This is a genomic window from Paenibacillus sp. ALE2 (assembly GCF_054113385.1).
Map to the genome: position 1 here is coordinate 283,935 of NZ_CM134213.1, position 19,136 is coordinate 303,070.

The following is a 19,136-nucleotide window of genomic DNA, read 5'->3' on the forward strand; positions in this document are numbered from 1 at the left end:
GGTCAAATTTTGACCTTTTTATACCCTTGGCTATAAATAACTCCGAAAAATAGGCTTTGTACTGGAACAAAAAATGCACCTTCAGAATGGTCACTGGATAACTTCATGGTTTATCCGGTGTATTCCAAAGGTGCACTTTTTATTGCCCCATTCGGTTACTTCGTGACTTTCAACTGAACATGATCAGCTGTATAGACAACCTTCACTTTATAGTTGCTTGGCAAACCTGCTACTTCAATGGAAGAGAATGCTCCAGTCCGTTTACCGTAGGTTAAAATGGTCGAACCGCTAGCTGGTACATATTTGTTAGCAAAATTCAGGCGTAATTTCCCGTTAAGTTGGGCGGTTCCCTTAATTTTGAGCACGTCATTTTTACTGCCCAGGTTGAGTTCAAGTTTTCCCTTGGCAGTTTGTTTGTAATTGCTGCCAACAATCAGCTTTCCAGCATTGTTTTTAAGAAGAGTTCCCCCGTTATTTGTAACTGTACCACTTCCGAAAGCTGTCTCCGAATTACCTTCAAGTATACCTTGATCGATCTGTGTACCACCGGAATACGTATTGCTACCCATAAGCTTCAACGTACCTGTTCCCTTTTTAATCAGCTTTCCAACACCAGAAATATGGTTGCGCCAGCGATCCAATGCATTGAAACCGCCTTTGGAAGCGTCCATATTCACTGTAACATTATTGGCAAAAGCACCGTAGCCATCCGCAGCGGAAAACAGGTTCAAGCGTCCCCATCCTTCGGCATCGTCAAGCACAGGATAACCGGATGGAAGGCCTGTAGTGGCCAATACCCAACGGCGTTGTGTGCTGTCAAGGTAAGGTTGACGTGTCTCCAACAGCACTTCAGCTCCCTTAGGTACTGTCATTGGCGTCGTGGTTGGGTTAATTTGATTAAATCCATACGTTAATCGTTCATTATAATTTTTTTTGTTCGTAGCATAATTGCTGAAACGATCTGGGGCTGTACCTTTTTGGGACAGCAATTGTTTATGAGCATCCTGGTAAGCTGCTTTCTTCAAGTTGCTATTGGCTGGATCAGACAGGATGGCAGCAGCCATCGCCGTTGCCATGACGCGTCCTCCCATAACATCAAGCGGGGAATGCATGCCAGCAACAACACGATTATTGCCCAGCTCCGAAGCTCGTGTCAGCAATTCCTGATAACGCTCCGGCATGGCATAGGCCATAGCTATGGAACTGAGATATGCAGCATTGGTATGACCGCTAGGAAAGCCGCCATCATTAGTAGCATCAGATTTGAGAGCGGGGATCAGACTTGGGACAACCACCGAATTATCGCTCCAACGGAACGGACGAGGATAACTAAAGTAAGATTTGGCCGGGTTCGTCGTAGAGTATTCCCCGCGCAAGGTATTGACCAGATTCACAACGTTGCCGAGACTGGAGCTTATATCCCCTGCATTCGTTCCCTCATCTTCATATTTTTTAGTTGTGGCATCGGCCGGAACGTCGTTGATTGTTGTCGTGGCACCTGCCTTCTTTCGATATATATCAGTCAGCAAACCCAGACCGTCGATTACACTGTAGCTCTGATTTCGGCGGTCGTCCAAATAAGCCGCATCGGCCTCACTGGAAGTTCGACGGGCAGCAATATCAATCACTTTTTGAATATTAGCGTCCAGTACACTGCTGTTTAGTTTGGTACCTGTGTCCCAGGTAGCGCCAGGAGTCCAAAGCTTATTAAATTCAGAGAGCAACCCGAGAGTCGGATTGGAGCTTTCCGTCTTATTAGCAGAACTATTATTTTTGTAATGATCTACGAAATATCCCCACGACGGTTCTGTTGGAGTTACTGTTGTTGGCAAGGTTGCTGCACTCGCGTAATTTCCACCCAGAGAACCTAGAAGTAATGGTACAGATAATAATGCAACTGATAGTGGTTTTCTTAGCAATTTCATTCTCAAATCAGATCCTCTCTTCTCTTGTGCTCTTCATCCTGTTTCTACGGAGCTATTATCTATACAACAAGTTGTATGACATAAAGAATCATATCTTAAGTTTGTTAAATAAAGAGCCTAGTTTTGTTAAATTCTTCTTGCTTATTTATATGTAAGAGGAATATCAACAACATTCAACCGAGAACCAACTCATGCATGTTAGAGAGTAAAATGATAAGTAAAGGATATCTTATACAGATACCATACACTCAGAGCGAGATAATCTGTTGTAAATTAAAGGATCGAGCAATAAAGAGTATCCAGCAGGATGGGCAAGCAGCGATGAGTAAATAGGGACTTTATCCCACTTTCAGCCATTTGCTGCAAATGGATTGCTTCCTATATCTTAAAATATACATACATATCCGGAGGTTGCCATGACTACTAAATCTGCTACAAAAAAAGAAACGGGCCAATCGCTCCCCCTCCAGGGGCCGCAAGCGAAAGGTACCGTTTTTGCGATTCTGATTGCGATCAGTTTCGTCCATCTGTTCAATGACTCGATTCAATCGGTCATTCCAGCGATCTTTCCGATCCTGAAGGAATCTATGAGCCTGAGCTACACGCAGATCGGCTGGATTTCATTCGCCATCAACTTTACAGCTTCGATCATGCAGCCTGTCATTGGCTTGTTTTCGGACAAACGACCTACGCCCGCTATCCTTCCCATCGGTATGGGCTTTACGCTGACCGGCATGCTGCTGCTCGCCTATGCTGCCGATTATAAAGCGGTGCTGATCGCAGTCATCTTCGTAGGTCTGGGCTCAGCAGCCTTTCACCCGGAAGGCTCGCGCGTGTCCCATATGGCGGCAGGATCACGCCGGGGATTGGCACAATCCATTTTCCAGGTTGGCGGCAATGCAGGTCAATCGCTGGCACCGATGCTCACAAGCTGGATTTTTATTCCGTTGGGGCAATTTGGCGCTATTTGGTTCACAGGTATTGCGGCAGCCGGGATTGTAGTGCAATCATTCATTGCCCGCTGGTACGGTAACGTCCTGCGTACAGAAGGCATTGCACGCAAAAAAACGGCGACACGCCGCATGAAACCCGAAGTGCGCAGCCGTATTATGTTTGCCATGATTGTCCTCATTCTGCTGGTATTTGTTCGTTCGTGGTATTCGACCTCGGTCGGCAGTTACTATTCGTTTTACCTGATGGAAGTATTTAAAATGCCATTGGCTGACGCACAGCTGTACATTTTCCTGTTCCTCGGAGCTGGAGCGCTGGGCACCTTTTTTGGCGGCCCGCTGGCAGACCGTTTTGGTAAACGCAATATGATTTTTCTGTCCATGGTATTAGCTGCACCGCTGGCGCTGCTATTGCCTTATGCCAACCAATTCTGGACGGCGATCCTGCTGGCGATTATCGGATTTATTATGTTGTCCAGCTTTTCGGTCACAGTCGTATATGCACAGATGCTCGTGCCTGGCAAAATCGGGACGGTGTCCGGTCTCATTACAGGCCTGGCTTTTGGTCTGGGCGGTGTGGGCGCACTCGTGCTCGGCAATTGGATCGACAAAGTAGGCATCACCAACATCATGTTCCTGTGTGGCTTTTTACCACTGCTCGGCATTTTAACATTCCTGCTTCCTACAGATAAAACCCTGAATCGCTGGGCGGAAGAAAATGGAGCCGAAGTATAACAGGCAACCGTGTGGCGGCCATCATTGGCCGCTGCACACCTTTATAGCAAAGGTTTTGTAGCAAAGTAACGTAATTCCCCACTTCTACTCCAATTCATTCTCTTCTTCTGCCAAACGCATCAAAATACGACGCTTCCGATATAGCATTTTCCCTGCTTCAGCTACGTCACTAATAGCGCTTCGATTGGCAATGGAGCCAAACAAAATGCCCGCAATCGGGACCATTTGCAGCAGCTTTTTCCATCCAAACTGATCACGATAGGTGTTAATGACCTCTTTCCAACCCTGCATCTGGGAAAAAACCTGTGCCTGACGTGAAGGATCATCGAATAAGGCCAGTTCCTCTAATACAGCTTTCTTCCCCACAATATCAGATGAAGCGAATTGCATACATTTAATAATAAAAATGCGCTCCTGCTTATCATGGGGGTTAAATCCATAACACGAAGCGATTTCCTGAAGCACCTTGAGTGACAAGCCAAGCAAAATAGGGATATCCGCCGCAATTGTAAATACACCGCCAATTCCCGTGGTTGCTCCCTGAGCGGTGGCAAAGGTAATGCGACCCGACGTCATCTCGTCCGCAGTCTGATCCATGATCGTTAGCGGAAGCTCAGCCGCCTGCTTCAAATCCCACGTGGATTCGGCACTATGTTCTGCATCTGCATTTTCCCCGGAATGGGGCTGATTCTCCGTATCCGAGGCGGAAGCTGCACCATTTTGCTGAATCATATATTCACGGGCCGTCTTGTTCAGCTTACTCAGGACTGTTTCTTCTTTCACCAAATATTTGCCACCATTTTGAATGAAGCTACCCATCTCGTTAAGCAACTGCTCCAGCTTGTCCTTAATGATTTTGGGCGTCAGCCGATCCAACAGCATAAAGGGCCATCTGCCGATTTTTTCCCAGAAAAAAATATCCTTCTGCTCCTTCTCCCACTTTTCAATCTGCTTCAGCTCTTGGTGCAATACATCCTGACTTTCCCGATATTCTATAAGCGGCTTCATAAGCGTAGACGTCTCCTTTTGACTATGCTAGTTTATGTATGGATAATACGTAAGTAAGGCGAGTTCAGGTTTCTTTTTTTAGCAAACGAGATGTATAGTAAGTTAAAATTCGTACAGATCGGAGTATAATGATGAATAATGTAGGGCTTGTCCCTTACCATTTTGAGCATGATGCGATTTTACATACCTTTTATTTGCCCGAGGAGCAGAAGCAATTTACTGGAATGCCAGCTGAAATGCTGGCACTGGCCAAGGAAGATCCACACCGCCATCCTGTTGTGATTACGGCTACTGGAAGGCCGGTTGGATTTTTCATTTTATACGATGGAGATGAATTAGCAGACTATACGAATACTTCTGTGGCACTGCTACTGCGTGCATTTTCAATTAACTACGCAGATCAAGGACATGGGTTTGCTAAACAAGGACTGCTTCTGCTACCACAGTTCATCTCTAGACACTTTCCACATATTCGCGAGATTGTACTAGGCGTCAATGCCCGTAATCTTGCTGCCCAAAGTCTATATCTCAAATGCGGCTTTAAAGATGAAGGTAACACTAAAATGGGACAACACGGCTTGCAGCATATTTTTAAAATGAGTTTATAACGCTGACTTCAATAGCCCTCGTAAAACAAAAGCTTTCGGCACAAAATGCCGAAAGCTTTTATCATTAAATTTCGCCAATGGAAAAGCTCAATTTGTAGTTACCAAACTTCGTAAGTTCATCCAGCATAGCATTTAACTCTGACTGTGATGACATGCGCACCCGCATCCAATAACAGCCCTCCCCACTTACCCGATGGATTTCGACAATAGAGGAATGCTCCCGTGCAAAAGTCTGAAAAGCACTGTGAGTCGTTCCTGAATTCAGAAAAACCGTAATAAAGGCATGAATCGTTTGCCCAATTTTCTCCGGGTTCCAGCGTAGTGTATAGCCCTCAATAATGCCTGCATCCTGCATTTTTCGAACACGCGCCCCTACTGCTTGGCCTGTCAAATGAACTAGCTGACCGATCTCCTTATGCGTTAAAGAGCTGTCTTCAATTAAATGATGAAGAATACGCAGGTCGGTCTCATCAGGTACGAATAGTTCCATAGTTATTTTTCCTTTCATGATGAAACGAGAATGCTGGTTTTCCTTTCAGCAGGCCGTAGCCTGTATCTGCTTGCGTCAGATATGATTGTAGCAGAAACAAAGAACGTCCGAAAATACACTCGGTCAAAAAAACATTTACGATTAAAGGAGCTTCCATATATGAAAATCACACTAATCCGCAACGCAACCTTGTGGATCGAATATTCAGGAGTAAAATTTCTGATTGATCCGATGCTGAGTGATGCTGGCCTAAATCCACCAGTTCCCAATACGGAAAACACTCTCCGCAATCCGCTGGTTCCCTTGCCACCACAATGGCAGTCGCTTGGACAGCCTGACGTGGTCATCGTCACGCATTTGCATCCAGACCATTGGGACCCAGCGGCAGTACGCTGGCTGGACAAACAGCTTCCCGTCTTCTGCCAGCCCGGAAATGAAGAACAAATCGCAGCTGACGGTTTTACACAGGTTACTCCGATTTCGGTGGCTGTTTCTGTGGGAGACATTGAGATCAACCGTACTGCTGGACATCACGGTACTGGAGAAATCGGGGAACAGATGGGACCCGTATCCGGCTTTGTATTTCAGGCTCCAGGTGAGCCTGTCGTCTATGTGGCCGGGGATATTTGGTGCAGTGAAGTCGCGGAAGCACTGGATAAATACCGTCCTGACTGGACGATTGTGAACGCTGGAGGAGCGCGGTTTACAGTGGGCGATCCCATTATTATGACTGCCCAAGATGTAACGACTGTTGCACAACATGCCCCTTACACCCAAGTCGTTGCTGTCCATATGGAAGCCATCAACCATTGTGTACTGACTCGCTCCGAGCTTACGGAACATATCCATCGTGAAGGTCTGGAGAAGCGTGTCCATATTCCGGCAGATGGAGCGACGATTTCGGCATAAGGCGATAACTACCGATTCACCGTTTGCGCCTATTTCGAATATATTGGATTTCAAAACGCCTAAAAGAAGGGATTATTCAATGAATTGGCAAAATCAAAATCCTTATTATGGTACAGAAACCCAATGTAAAGAAGTTCCGATTGCTTTTCCTCCCCAGCATCAATATAGACAGCCGGGGTTGGAATACCTGGTGGTTCCACGCCCTATTTTTGATAATCCGAAGTATATCGGTACGGGAAAGCTTCAGGATCGGGTGGCGATTATTAGCGGCGGGGACAGTGGCATTGGTCGCGCGGTTGCAGTGGCATTTGCCAAGGAAGGGGCCGATGTGGTCATTGCCTATCTCGATGAGCATCGAGATGCTATGGAGACCCGTGATGTCATTCACCGGCTTGGCCGACGTTGTTTGCTAATTCCGGGTGATCTAAGGCTAAGAAGCAACTGTTGTCTGGTTGTTCAAAAAACGATGGAAACCTTCGGTCGTATTGATATCCTCATTAATAATATGGGTGTTCAGTTTGTGCGCGAATCGTATCTGGATATCAGTGAGCAGCAGCTTCGTGATACGTTTGATACGAATATTATTTCCTTTTTCCATATGACTACAGAAGCCTTGCCGTATATGCGGGCTGGGGCCAGCATCGTCAATACGGCATCGGTTACAGCCTATGTTGGGCAAAAGAATATGATTGATTATTCAGCTACCAAAGGAGCCATTGTCAGCTTCACGCGCGCTTTGGCTAATAATCTGGTCGATCAGGGTATTCGCGTGAATGCCATTGCTCCCGGTCCGATCTGGACTCCGCTGAATCCGGCCACACAGTCGACTGAAGTCATTCGCACCTTTGGCAGCAATACGCCGATGAAGCGTGCCGGTCAGCCTTATGAATTGGCTCCAGCCTATGTGCTGTTGGCTTCAGATGACGGCTCTTACATTACGGGCCAGACGCTGCATGTGAACGGCGGACAAATGGTGACGACTTAGTTGGGTTAGCTAATAGCCATAAAACCTAACAAAGCAAAAACCTCCAGCATCCACAATTTCAAGTGGGACTGGAGGTTTGCTTATTTTACAAATGGAATATAAGCTTAAACTGATCTTTTGTTTTTGTTGTAAATATCGAAGGCAACCGCCAGCAGCAGTACCAAGCCCTTGATCCCTTGCTGCCAGTCAATACCGAGACCGATCAGAGACATACCGTTATTCAGTACGCCCATAACCAAGCCACCGATAATGGCTCCAAAAACCGTTCCGATCCCGCCCGACGCCGAAGCTCCACCGATAAAGCAAGCAGCGATGGCATCCAGTTCAAAGTTCGTACCTGCTCTCGGCGTAGCCGCATTCAGACGTGCAGCAAAGATGAGACCAGAAATGGCAGCCAGTACACCCATGTTGACAAATACCCAGAATGTTACTTTTTTCGTTTTGACACCAGACAGGCCCGCTGCTTTTTCATTTCCACCCAGCGCATACACATGGCGCCCCATAACCGTGCGGTTCATGACGAAGGAGTATACCACGATCAGGATGAACAGCAGGACGAGAATGTTCGGTATTCCCGCATAGCTCGCAAGCATGAAGGTAAACAGATTAATCACAGCAGCCACCACGATCAATTTGAGTACAAATAACACCTGTGACGGAACCTCAAATCCATATTTAAGCTGAGAGCGGCGTTCGCGAATTTCGTTCACGATAAACCATACCGTAAGTGCAATGCCGACAATGATGGATACCAGGTTATAACCGGTAGATGAAAAATCCGGCAGAAAGCCTGAACTGATTTTCTGGAACCCCCCCGGAAAAGGAGAGATTGATTGGCCTTCCAGCACGATCATTGTTAGTCCGCGGAAGAGCAGCATTCCCGCCAAGGTAACGATAAATGCCGGAATCCGTACATAAGCGACCCAGAACCCTTGCCATGCCCCAATTAACGCTCCGACCAGCAAAGCTGCAATTACAGCGACCCACGCTGGAAGCTGCCAATCGACCATCATAATGGCGGCAACCGCACCGACAAAAGCGGCTATGGAGCCGACGGACAAGTCAATATGTCCAGTGATGATAACCAGCACCATCCCGATCGCCAGCACGAGAATGTAGCTATTTTGCAGAATCAGATTGGTAATATTAATCGGCTTCAATAGCAAGCCGCCTGTCAGCACCTCAAACAAAATCATAATAACGACCAGCGCAATCATCATGCCATATTGGCGGATGTTATTTTTAAATAGTTTAGTTATGGTTTCCATGCTTCACGCCTCCTGACTTGGTCATATATCTCATCAACGTTTCCTGCGAAGCGTCCTCACGGCTAACCTCTCCGGTGATCCGCCCGGCATTCATAACATAAATCCGGTCACACAAGCCCAGTACCTCTGGCAGCTCGGACGAAATAACCAGTACCCCCTTGCCTTCAGCGGCAAGACGATGAATAATCGTATAAATTTCGTATTTGGCACCCACATCTATGCCGCGCGTTGGCTCATCCAGAATCAGAATATCCGGTCCGGCAAAAATCCATTTGCTCAGTACTACCTTCTGCTGATTGCCGCCACTCAGATTGCCCGTTTTCTGCAAAATACTTGGCGCTTTGATGTTCATGCTTTTTTTCATTTCCTCTGCAACGACGACTTCCTCCTGCTCATTGACCACAGCACCTTTCGTCAGCTTGCTCAGACCGGTCAACGAAATATTGCGCTTGATATCATCCATTAAAATGAGACCGTACTCCTTGCGGTCCTCCGTCACATAGGCAAAGCCATTGTTAATCGCGTCCGTAACCGTGTTGTTCTGGATCGGCTTGCCGTCCTTAATCAGTTGACCCGAGATGTTGCGCCCGTATGACTTGCCAAAGATGCTCATCGCCAGCTCGGTCCGTCCCGCCCCCATCAGCCCGGCAATGCCGACAATTTCACCGCGGCGAATGTTCAGATTCACTTGATCCAGCACCTTGCGGTCCGCATGATGCTCGTGATACACCGTCCAGTCCTTCACTTCCAACACGACATTGCCAATCTCGGCATGACGCTCTGGATAACGGCTGGTCAAATCGCGTCCAACCATCCCGCTAATGATCCGATCCTCTGTGACCTCATCCTTTCTCATATCCAGCGTCTCAATCGTCTTCCCGTCCCGCAAAATCGTAATCGAATCCGATACCTTTGCGACCTCATTCAGCTTGTGGGAGATCAGAATGCAGGAAATGCCCTGTTTTTTAAATTCCAGCATCAAATTAAGCAGATTTTCACTATCATCCTCATTCAATGCCGCTGTTGGTTCATCCAGAATAAGCAGCTTTACCTTTTTAGAGAGCGCTTTCGCAATTTCGACCAGTTGTTGCTTGCCGACCCCGATGTTCGTAACCAAGGTATTGGGGTTTTCACTCAACCCGACCTTGGACAGTAGCTCGCGTGTCCCGACAAAAGTCTCTTTCCAATCAATCACGCCACCGCTGGCGCGTTCGTTGCCCAGATAAATATTTTCTGCAATCGAGAGATACGGGATCAATGCCAGTTCCTGATGGATAATGACGATGCCCAATTCCTCGCTCTGCTTGATATCCTTGAACTCACACGTTTTGCCCTGGAAAACAATATCCCCTTCGTAGGTTCCATGTGGATATACACCACTCAGTACCTTCATCAGCGTCGATTTGCCCGCCCCGTTCTCGCCACACAGCGAATGAATCTCGCCTTCCTTGACCTTGAGATTCACATTTTCCAATGCCTTTACGCCAGGAAAGGTTTTGGTAATTCCCTTCATTTCCAAAATGATTCCAGTCATGGGATACGCTCCTTTCGGTTGGATTCTTACTATTATTTGAGTCCGATTTGTTCTTTGGTGTAATAGTGACTGCCGACAATATCCTTCTCTACATTCGTCCGGTCCACCGAGATTGGATCAAGCAGGTACGCAGGAATCACCTTTTTCCCGTTGTTATACGATTTGACGTCATTCACTTCCGCTTGCTTGCCTTGTAAAATGCTGTTGGCCATCACGACCGTTTGCTCAGCCAGTTTGCGAGTATCCTTAAATATGGTTTGGGTCTGCTCTCCAGCCACAATGGATTTGATCGAAGCCAGCTCCGCATCCTGTCCGGTAATGATCGGCAGTGGCTTATTCGCTGATCCATATCCGACCCCTTTCAGGGATGAAATGATACCGATGCTAATGCCGTCATACGGAGAGAGCACCGCATCCAGATTGGCCCCTGAATAGTAGGCACTCAGCAGATTATCCATCCGCGACTGTGCCAAAGCTCCATCCCATCGCAGTGTAGCGATCTGCGCCATCGTCATCTGCTTGCTGCGCACGACCAGCTTACCGGAATCAATGTATGGCTTAAGTACGGACATCGCACCATTAAAGAAGAAGTATGCATTATTGTCATCCGGCGATCCGCCGAACAGTTCGATATTGAAAGGTCCCTTGCCTTCCTTGAGACCCAACTTTTTCTCAATATATGCCGCCTGTAGCACGCCCACCTTGAAGTTATCAAAGGTCGCATAATACGTCAGATACGGTGTATTGCGAATCAAACGGTCGTAAGAAATGACCTGAATCCCTCGGTCGTGTGCCTTCTGAATTACATCCGTCAGCGTGTTTCCATCGACCGAAGCAATGACCATAACATTGACGCCCTTGGTGATCATGTTTTCGATTTGGGAAATTTGATTTTCCACCACGTCCTCGGCATACTGTAAATCCGTTTTATAGCCTTGCTCCTGAAACAACCGAACCATATTCTCCCCGTCCCCTACCCAACGCTCGGACGATTTGGTCGGCATGGAAATACCCACATAGCCTTTTTCCTTGCTGCCCGTTCCACTCTCCGCCAGATTGCAAGCCGAAAGCATCAGGGCCAAAACCAGAAGCCAAACAACAACAGCTCCCTTTTTCATATGAAGTTCCCCTTTCCTCATGTGATGCAGGTCATTTGAAGGTAAGGATTTTGCAAAATCCTCAGGTCATTGCTGATTAGACTAGAAATTAGATAGCGCTTACATAAGCGAGGCGATGAGCACCTCTCTTTTTTTATGTGCAAACACATGGTATCATTCCAGGCCGGGGAAGGTCTTTGCAGGTTTTGAACTTTTTTTATAAAATTTTAACCTTTGTGGTGGGGGAGGTATTACTTAATGACGTTAAGCTTCGTCGACATCAATTAAGAACACCCGCTCCTGGAATCCTCCCCGGGCCTCGGCTTTGTCCGCCCGTAGCTTGTCCAGTTCGGCTACATTCGCTCCATGTACTTCTGCCAGCGCTCGGATGACTTCGAGCATATCCGCTAGTTCTTCCAGCGCATCCTGATCTTTGTCCGCTGCAAAATATTCCTCAGTCTCTTCACGAAGCTTCGTTCGCAGTTCCTGCTTATACTCCTCTGCGTCCAAAATGCGTGTCCGACATTCCTTCCCCTGAGACATAATGATATGCGGGATCCGATCCCGCACCAGCTTGTTGTATGTAGGCATTTCAAATAACACCCTTTCTGATATGAAGTTTAAAAATTCAACAATTTAATTGAACGGGTTTTCTTTAAAAATAGACGGATATCGCTTAGACGGATCAGCTACGATCCGTTGTGACAGAGACTCTAGAATAGAGTCTGTTTTATACAGCAACATATCTACTTCCTCCAGCTTCATCGTCTCCCTGGATGCTTCTTCCTCTCCGGAAACCAGATAATGCATGGTACCCATAAACAGCACCATATCTAAACACGGCTCAGCATCCGAGCGAATTAGTCTGAGCAGATCGTTCATGGAAAGACTAATGGATAAAGGCATGATTTGATTTCGATGCACATAAATGGCCTTTGCCATAGAAAACATGGCGCGATCACAAAGAATGAGGCAGTTTAGCCATTGATTATGATCACGCATCATCTGGGCAAGCTGCATTTGGTATTGGGCAAGCTTTTGAAAATCCATCATGCAATTCAATATGTGGGTGTCGCTGTACTTCGGCAATTTGAAATCGGAATCACTATGTAGTTGGGGACTTAAGGAGTAGTGTTTCATGAGGAATCAACTCCTGAATTTAAATTTCATAAATAAGGGTTTTGCAAAATCCTGAAACAAATGTGAGCAACGTAGCATATCATTAGACCACTAAAATGTATAATTTTCTAGCTATCGGACAAGCTTCATAATGAATATTACTATATAGTAGTTTTTAATTCAATTTACTTACTAACGCATATTAATTAGATGTAACTCTTTCTCTACACTTCTAACTATAGAGAGGTGTATTCATGTCAGAACTATTAGAATTAGTCGGTACACGTATTCGAGATATTCGAAAGTCTAAAGGGCTTTCCCAAGAAGCTTTAGCCGAAAAAGCAGGTTTCAATTCGAGTTATATTGGTTTCATCGAGCGTGCGGAGAGAAATATATCTTTGAAAAATCTGGAGAAAATAGCGAAGGCATTGAACGTGGGCGTCTATCAATTGCTTACATATGTGAAGGAAAATGATGAGCTTACCGAAGAAGATTCGAGTATAAAAGCCATTTTGTCTCTCCTAAGAACTCGTGAAACCAAAGATACTGAGCTGGCCTTAAAGATTCTTACGGATATATTTATTAGAATGGATGAACGATGAAACAAAAAAAGGGAACTGCACTCTGCAGTTCCCCACCTACCTCTTACGACAACGCCAGCATCGCTTTCATATCTTCCTCTGCGGTCGTAATTAGCTTCAAGCCAAACATCTCCACCAGTACATCCAGTACACCAGAAGAAATAAACTCAGGCGGCTTTGGCCCAATGCGAATATCCTGGATGCCAAGGCTGAACAAGCCTAGCAGGATGGCAACTGCTTTTTGCTCAAACCAGGACAGCACAATGCTGACAGGCAGCTCATTCACCGTACAACCAAAAGCATCCGCTAAAGCCAGAGCGATTTTCACAGTAGAACCGGAATTGTTGCATTGCCCCAAATCAATATAACGTGGAATGCCAGTATCTCCAACAGTGCCGTAGTCCACATCATTAAAGCGGAATTTACCACAGGACGTGGTCAGAATAACCGTGTCGTTCGGCAAGGATGTAGCCAGCTCGCGGTAATAGTTGCCGCCTTTGCCTGGTGCGTCACAGCCTGCAATGACGAAGAAACGGCGGATATGTCCGTCTTTGACGGCCTGAATGATCTCAGGTGCCAGCCCGATGACCGTCTCATGATGGTATCCTGTCGTAAGCACCTGTTCCGAGTCTACATCAGCGGCTGGCAGGGCCAACGCGCGTTCAATCAGTGGAGAGAAATCGTCGTTCACAATTTTGGCTACACCTTCCAACCCTGCTACTTCATAAGAGAAGAAGCGGTCTGCATATGTGCCTTTAATCGGCATAACACAGTTGGTCGTGGCAAGAATCGCGCCCGGGAACTCCTCGAACAATCTGCGTTGATCATACCAGGCTTTACCGATATTCCCTTTGAGATGTGGATATTTCTTCAACGCCGGGTAACCGTGCGCCGGCAGCATTTCCGAGTGGGTGTAGATATTGATGCCCTTTCCTTCGGTCTGCCGCAGTAATTCCTCCAGCGCGTACAAATTATGCCCGGTCACGACGATACATTGACCTTCGATTTTATTTTGGCTGACGGTAATCGGCTGTGGGATGCCAAAACGATCCGTATGGGCACGATCCAGCACATCCATGATCCGTACAGCTGCATTTCCGACCTTCATTGCCATCTCCAAATGCTCTTGTACATTAAAGTTAGAATTGGTTAAGGTCATATATAACGCTTCATGCGTGATCCGATCCACCTCAGGATCGGTATATCCCAACTGACGAGCATGTGTTGCATAGGCAGCAATCCCTTTTAATGCAAAAATCATTGTATCCTGCAAGCTCGCTACTGTCTCATTTTTTCCGCACACCCCAATGACTTTACACCCGCCACTCGGCGTCTGTTCACACTGATAACAAAACATATCGTTTTCCTCCAAATATTGATAGATATTTGTTCGTTATCTACAGCGTAACAAACCCCTGAACGTGCGGGTGTGATTACACACACACTTTTTAGCACAGATTATCATGATAGGGCGCAAGGCAATTCCGCAATCCAACATTCCTATTCCGACGAATTTTCCTGAATTCCCCCGCCCTTACGGTACTGCACAGGAGACACGCCCATGGCTTTTTTAAAAGCAGTGCTAAAATAGTGCTGACTATCGTATCCCGTACGTTCTGCTATATCAAGCACAGACAATGTCGTAGAGTCCAGTAGCTGCACTGCTTTGCGGATACGGGCACGCGTGACGAGGGTCACGAAGCTGTCGTTGAGCTCCTTTTTGAGCACACGGCTGAGATATACAGCCGATACCTGTAATCGCGAGGCAAGAGCTTCCAGCGTCAAGTCACGATCGGCATAACCTTCCTGGATAAGCTGCCGTGCCCGGCGTACGATGGGAGATAGCTGCGCTTCACCATATACCCGATCCCGGCTCACCCGGTACGCATCGATTGCGCCTTCCAGCCCACCCGTGTTGGACTCCACATGTGTGTGAACCGCTATATTCAGGTAGCGGCCAATGGCCTGCTCTATGGAAGCGCCGATCGTCTCAGGTGCCTCCTGCCACAGGCATATGCCGATCAGCCCGTTCGCATCGCGGAACAACACATGCGATCGGTCCTCCAGCAGTTCGCCAATAATATTTTCAGCGGCGAAAAGAAACAACTGGCGGTCATTCTCACGCATAATCGTCTGCCTCGCCTCTGCCGCTGGCCACCGTACCGCACCGATTTGAACAGGCGGCCCGGATGGAAGACGTAAAAACGCCAACTGCTCCATGACGTCTTTTCCCGTGCGCTGTCCTTCCAGCCATTCCAGGCAAAATCGCTGACGCAGCAGCGGAATGTTCCGTTCAATCTGCCCGGCGGCTTGTTCCACATAGGCGGCACGTTTGCGCTCCTCGTCCAGTCGCTGACGAAGCCGTGACAATGCAGCGTGAAGCTGATCCGCATTTACCGGCTTCAGAATATAATCTTCTACGCCAAGCCGGACAGCTTCCTGTGCATAAGCAAATTCATCATGCCCGGAAATGATCAGGCAACGGCACTCCGAGCGTCCTTCCCGCAGCCGCCGAATCAGTTCAATTCCATCCATGAATGGCATATTCATATCGACCAGCACGATGTCGATGCTAAGCTGACCAATCAGTTCCAGCGCTTCTTCACCGTCCTCTGCCTCTGCTACAACCTCCATGCCCAGAGCCGTCCAGTCCAGGCAGTCCCGAATCCCCTCACGGATGATCGGCTCATCATCTGCGATCAATACTTGATAATGTTTAGCCGTCCCTATCGTCACTTCTGGTATGGCTTGGTCAATCAGACTCGCCGTTGTCGCGTTGTCTGTTCCCTTGGATTTCGTCATCCTGACCCTCTCCTTTGTCATAAGGCTTCTTCAGTTGCGCCATATCCAGCAGCAACGGATGAGTGATTGTAACGCAGGTACCTGTCCCTTCCTTACTGTCCAATGTAATTCCATATTCCTCGCCAAAAGACAATCGGATACGCGCTTGTACATTCAGCATGCCGTAGCTTCTGCCATTTGTACGAACGCCCTTTTGTTTCTGTCTTCCTTCCATCGCCTCCAGTGGTCTTTCCAGCCATTCACGCAGCTCACACAGACGTTCCGCCGTCATCCCTGCACCGTTGTCACGTACCGTCAGCAGCAGCTTGCCGTTCTCGGCTTTAGCTTCTACGCAAATTGTGCCTGGACCGCGTCTGGCTTTAATACCATGGTAAATCGCATTTTCCACTACAGGCTGAAGCATCAGCTTCAATACAAACAGATCCTTCAGCTCGTCGGGAACATTCAATTCCCAGCGAAGTCGATCACGATAACGGGTTTGCTGGATTTGCATATAGCTCGTGATATGCTCAACCTCAGAGCGCAGCGGAATAAAGTCATCCCCTTTGCTCAGTCCAAGGCGGAACAATTTCGATAACGCCCCCACCATGTCGGATACGTCGTCTGCTCCATTTTTCCGAGCCATCCAATGAATTGTATCTAGCGTATTGTATAGAAAATGCGGCTTAATATGCTCTTGGAGACTGCGCAGTTCGGCATCCCGTTTTTGCCGTTCCCTCAGTTCACTAAGCAACATGAGACGGCGGATCTGCTCCAGCATCCGGTTAAAGCTCCGGCCCAGCATTCCGATTTCATCCCCGCGCTCACTCCACTGGCGAACCGTAAGATCCCCTGTCTCTGCCTTACGCATATAAGACATAAGCCGGAAAATCGGCTGCGCGATGGAACTGGATAATCGCAAGGATGCCGTTAAACCAAACAGACATACAATGAAAACAAAACAGACAACGTAGAACTGAATTTGCCGCACTTCCAGTGTAGATTCGCGTGCCGGGAATACTCCCACGGTTCTCCAGCCCGTGAACTCGGAAGCCTGGAACATGAACAGCAATTCCCTGCCTCCGACTTCACGGGTAAACATCCCGCTATCCTCTGGACCGAACCATTGCGACGGAATGCGCTCAATCAAAGGCATATCTGGCATATATACACTGCGTCCCTTGGCATCTGTCACCATGACATACCCGCTTTTGCCCAAGGTTACATCTCTGGCAGCTTGCGACACAGCCCGCAGCTTGAGATCAATCATAATTACACCCAGTACATGTCCTGTCTCCGAATCCGTGACCGAACGGACGACAGAGACAATTTCACTGTCCTTGTACCGGACATGAGTGGTCACATTACGGTGACTTGGCTGTCCCAGCACAGTGAATATCCCTGCATGCTGCGCCGCCTGTGTGTACCAGTCTTCTTCCGTCAGACTGCGTGTGCTTCGAGCATACATTTCATTGCTGATATAATCTCCTTTTTCGTTCACGATCAGAATCCCGGCAATTTCAGGATATAAAGTGGTAAAGCCCTGCAAAAATTGCTTCATTTCATACAAGGTATCCTGCTCCTGTACGGAACTTACAACCTGCTTAGAGCCGGGAGCCTGGTTAAGGAGAGGTTTCTTGGCTCGCTCCCCCTGATTTCCCGGCATTACACTACTCGTATGATCCGCGTGACCATCAGCCAGCGTCCGCCCTTTCCAAAACTCCCCAATTTCAGGATTAAACGCAATCAGATACGTCATGTTCTGTAAATTTTCCATTTTGGTATCCAGTGCTTCGTTCACCTTGCCAATTAACTGCATCGTATGGTTTTCCACCTGCCGCTCAATAATCCGTTCCACCGTCCAATTCACAAGCAGGCCTAGTCCCAGTGAAGGCACGATGCCAAACAGCAAGAACAGCACCATGAGCTGATAGCGTAAAGGCATATTGCGCAAGCGTAACCTCGGCATCATTTGATGCATCCCTAAGTGGATGCGCTTCCAATATTTATTTTGCATAATAATCATCTACATTCGCTCGGGTGACGACGGAAATCCCAGTATCCACCCGCACGGGCAGCGGGGTGTTATCTCCAGACGAAGAAGGTGCAGGAATCGTCAAATGATGATGCAGATGGAACAGATATTGAAGTGACCAATAGCCCATATTCCATGTCCCTTGGGCAATCGTTGCCGAGATGGTCCCATCACGAATCATATCCAGTGTCGCTTTATTCGTATCAAAAGAAATAATTTTTAGCGGATGACTGCTTTTTTGGCTCAGTGCCGCCTCACCCACACCTGTTCCTCCGGTGGCTTCGGTCACAAAAATACCCGCCAGTTTCGGATAAGCCTTCATCAACCTTAGCGATTCATCCCTGGACACCATCACGTCAGCACGACCATCTACCACTTCCACCACCTTCATGGCAGGATACTGCTGCTGAATGGTATCGCGAAAGCCGCGCGAGCGTTCCTCATGATTTTGCTGCCCCGGCAGTGTCAGAACAGCGACTTGGCCTTCACGTCCCAACAGCTCAGCCATTTTTTCCGCAGCGGTCACGCCCGCCTTATAATTATCCGTGCCCAAAAATGTATACGCCCGGCTCCCCGGCGCTCCAGCGTCAAACAGCACGACAGGAATGTCCGCATCCAGCGCCTTATTAATGACCGGGATCAGGGAGTGTGGATCAATCGCTGATATGGCAATGCCTGCGGGTTTACGGGCAATCGCCTGCTCAATGATGGTCATCTGCTCCTGTGCATCATACCGGGTAGCCCCCCGGTACTCCACCGTTACCCCCAAGGCATCCCCAGCATCCTCGAAGCCTTTGAGCCCGCTTTTCCAATACTCCAAACCGGACTGGAACGTAATCATCATATACGTTTCTCCGATGCTGCCTCGCAGCCCTTTTTCCTCCCAAGCTCCATTCAACCGCTCGGATTGTTCATATCTGAACACATAGAGAGCAAAGGCCGCAATTAACAAAATGTACACCAGCAGCGTTTTCTTCATCCTTCCTCTCCTCTTCCTATGCGTATCCTTAAATTTGAATTTACTTTGTTTTTATTTAGATTGTAAACGCAATCATATCAAATTGGAACCACTTCACTCTCCATACTTTCAGGTAGCGTTAATCCTGCACTA

At 47.6% G+C, this 19,136-nt stretch carries 17 protein-coding genes; 5 read left to right on the top strand and 12 right to left on the bottom strand.

Annotated features, from left to right (window positions below; all coding sequences use genetic code 11):
• Positions 1–155: 155 nt before the first annotated feature.
• Positions 156–1,925, bottom strand: a complete 1,770-nt coding sequence (locus tag ACXHJ1_RS01165; protein ID WP_457905441.1) for a phosphatase PAP2 family protein — start codon at positions 1,923–1,925, stop codon at positions 156–158.
• Between the two features lie 416 nt (positions 1,926–2,341).
• Here ACXHJ1_RS01165 and ACXHJ1_RS01170 point away from each other — a divergent pair, with 416 nt between their 5' ends.
• Positions 2,342–3,610 (top strand): MFS transporter, encoded by a 1,269-nt coding sequence (locus tag ACXHJ1_RS01170; protein ID WP_025679454.1) that lies wholly within the window; start codon positions 2,342–2,344, stop codon positions 3,608–3,610.
• An 84-nt stretch (positions 3,611–3,694) separates the two neighbouring features.
• Here ACXHJ1_RS01170 and ACXHJ1_RS01175 read toward each other — a convergent pair whose 3' ends face one another.
• Positions 3,695–4,618 (bottom strand): EcsC family protein, encoded by a 924-nt coding sequence (locus ACXHJ1_RS01175; RefSeq protein WP_457905442.1) that lies wholly within the window; start codon positions 4,616–4,618, stop codon positions 3,695–3,697.
• 131 nt (positions 4,619–4,749) lie between these two features.
• Between ACXHJ1_RS01175 and ACXHJ1_RS01180 the strand changes: the two genes are divergently transcribed.
• Positions 4,750–5,226, top strand: coding sequence for a GNAT family N-acetyltransferase (locus ACXHJ1_RS01180; protein ID WP_174820823.1), 477 nt, complete (start codon positions 4,750–4,752; stop codon positions 5,224–5,226).
• Between the two features lie 64 nt (positions 5,227–5,290).
• Here ACXHJ1_RS01180 and ACXHJ1_RS01185 read toward each other — a convergent pair whose 3' ends face one another.
• A complete protein-coding gene (locus ACXHJ1_RS01185; RefSeq protein ID WP_123796852.1) occupies positions 5,291–5,716 on the bottom strand; it encodes an Lrp/AsnC family transcriptional regulator in 426 nt (141 codons plus the stop codon).
• 159 nt (positions 5,717–5,875) lie between these two features.
• Between ACXHJ1_RS01185 and ACXHJ1_RS01190 the strand changes: the two genes are divergently transcribed.
• Together ACXHJ1_RS01190 and ACXHJ1_RS01195 are read left to right on the top strand one after the other, a co-directional pair.
• The gene (locus tag ACXHJ1_RS01190) at positions 5,876–6,625 is read left to right on the top strand and encodes an MBL fold metallo-hydrolase (RefSeq protein WP_457905443.1); all 750 of its coding nucleotides are present in this window, start codon (positions 5,876–5,878) and stop codon (positions 6,623–6,625) included.
• A gap of 79 nt (positions 6,626–6,704) precedes the next feature.
• Entirely contained in the window at positions 6,705–7,610 is a 906-nt protein-coding gene (locus ACXHJ1_RS01195; RefSeq protein ID WP_457905444.1) for an SDR family oxidoreductase, read from the top strand.
• 104 nt (positions 7,611–7,714) lie between these two features.
• Here ACXHJ1_RS01195 and mmsB read toward each other — a convergent pair whose 3' ends face one another.
• From mmsB to ACXHJ1_RS01220, 5 genes are all read right to left on the bottom strand, one after another.
• Entirely contained in the window at positions 7,715–8,878 is a 1,164-nt protein-coding gene (gene mmsB, locus ACXHJ1_RS01200; RefSeq protein WP_016821349.1) for a multiple monosaccharide ABC transporter permease, read from the bottom strand.
• Positions 8,862–10,412: a multiple monosaccharide ABC transporter ATP-binding protein gene (gene mmsA / locus ACXHJ1_RS01205; RefSeq protein WP_457905445.1), complete on the bottom strand. Its 1,551-nt coding sequence runs from the start codon at positions 10,410–10,412 to the stop codon at positions 8,862–8,864. The genes mmsB and mmsA overlap by 17 nt, the downstream gene beginning before the upstream one ends.
• 32 nt (positions 10,413–10,444) lie before the next feature.
• Positions 10,445–11,530, bottom strand: a complete 1,086-nt coding sequence (chvE, locus tag ACXHJ1_RS01210) for a multiple monosaccharide ABC transporter substrate-binding protein (RefSeq protein ID WP_016821351.1) — start codon at positions 11,528–11,530, stop codon at positions 10,445–10,447.
• Between the two features lie 243 nt (positions 11,531–11,773).
• Positions 11,774–12,100, bottom strand: coding sequence for a nucleoside triphosphate pyrophosphohydrolase (locus ACXHJ1_RS01215; protein WP_457905446.1), 327 nt, complete (start codon positions 12,098–12,100; stop codon positions 11,774–11,776).
• Between the two features lie 45 nt (positions 12,101–12,145).
• Positions 12,146–12,649 (bottom strand): hypothetical protein, encoded by a 504-nt coding sequence (locus ACXHJ1_RS01220; RefSeq protein WP_090888229.1) that lies wholly within the window; start codon positions 12,647–12,649, stop codon positions 12,146–12,148.
• Between the two features lie 233 nt (positions 12,650–12,882).
• On the opposite strand from ACXHJ1_RS01220, the gene ACXHJ1_RS01225 reads away from it, so the two are divergent.
• Positions 12,883–13,230 (top strand): helix-turn-helix domain-containing protein, encoded by a 348-nt coding sequence (locus tag ACXHJ1_RS01225; protein ID WP_016821354.1) that lies wholly within the window; start codon positions 12,883–12,885, stop codon positions 13,228–13,230.
• 43 nt (positions 13,231–13,273) lie between these two features.
• On the opposite strand, the gene hcp is transcribed toward ACXHJ1_RS01225, so the two are convergent.
• From hcp to ACXHJ1_RS01245, 4 genes are all read right to left on the bottom strand, one after another.
• Entirely contained in the window at positions 13,274–14,566 is a 1,293-nt protein-coding gene (gene hcp, locus ACXHJ1_RS01230; RefSeq protein ID WP_016821355.1) for a hydroxylamine reductase, read from the bottom strand.
• 143 nt (positions 14,567–14,709) lie between these two features.
• The gene (locus ACXHJ1_RS01235; protein ID WP_457905447.1) at positions 14,710–16,011 is read right to left on the bottom strand and encodes a response regulator; all 1,302 of its coding nucleotides are present in this window, start codon (positions 16,009–16,011) and stop codon (positions 14,710–14,712) included.
• Positions 15,962–17,962, bottom strand: coding sequence for a cache domain-containing sensor histidine kinase (locus ACXHJ1_RS01240; RefSeq protein WP_457905448.1), 2,001 nt, complete (start codon positions 17,960–17,962; stop codon positions 15,962–15,964). Before ACXHJ1_RS01240 ends, ACXHJ1_RS01235 begins: the two co-directional genes overlap by 50 nt.
• Before the next feature lie 34 nt (positions 17,963–17,996).
• Entirely contained in the window at positions 17,997–19,004 is a 1,008-nt protein-coding gene (locus ACXHJ1_RS01245) for a substrate-binding domain-containing protein (protein WP_117288533.1), read from the bottom strand.
• Positions 19,005–19,136: the final 132 nt, after the last annotated feature.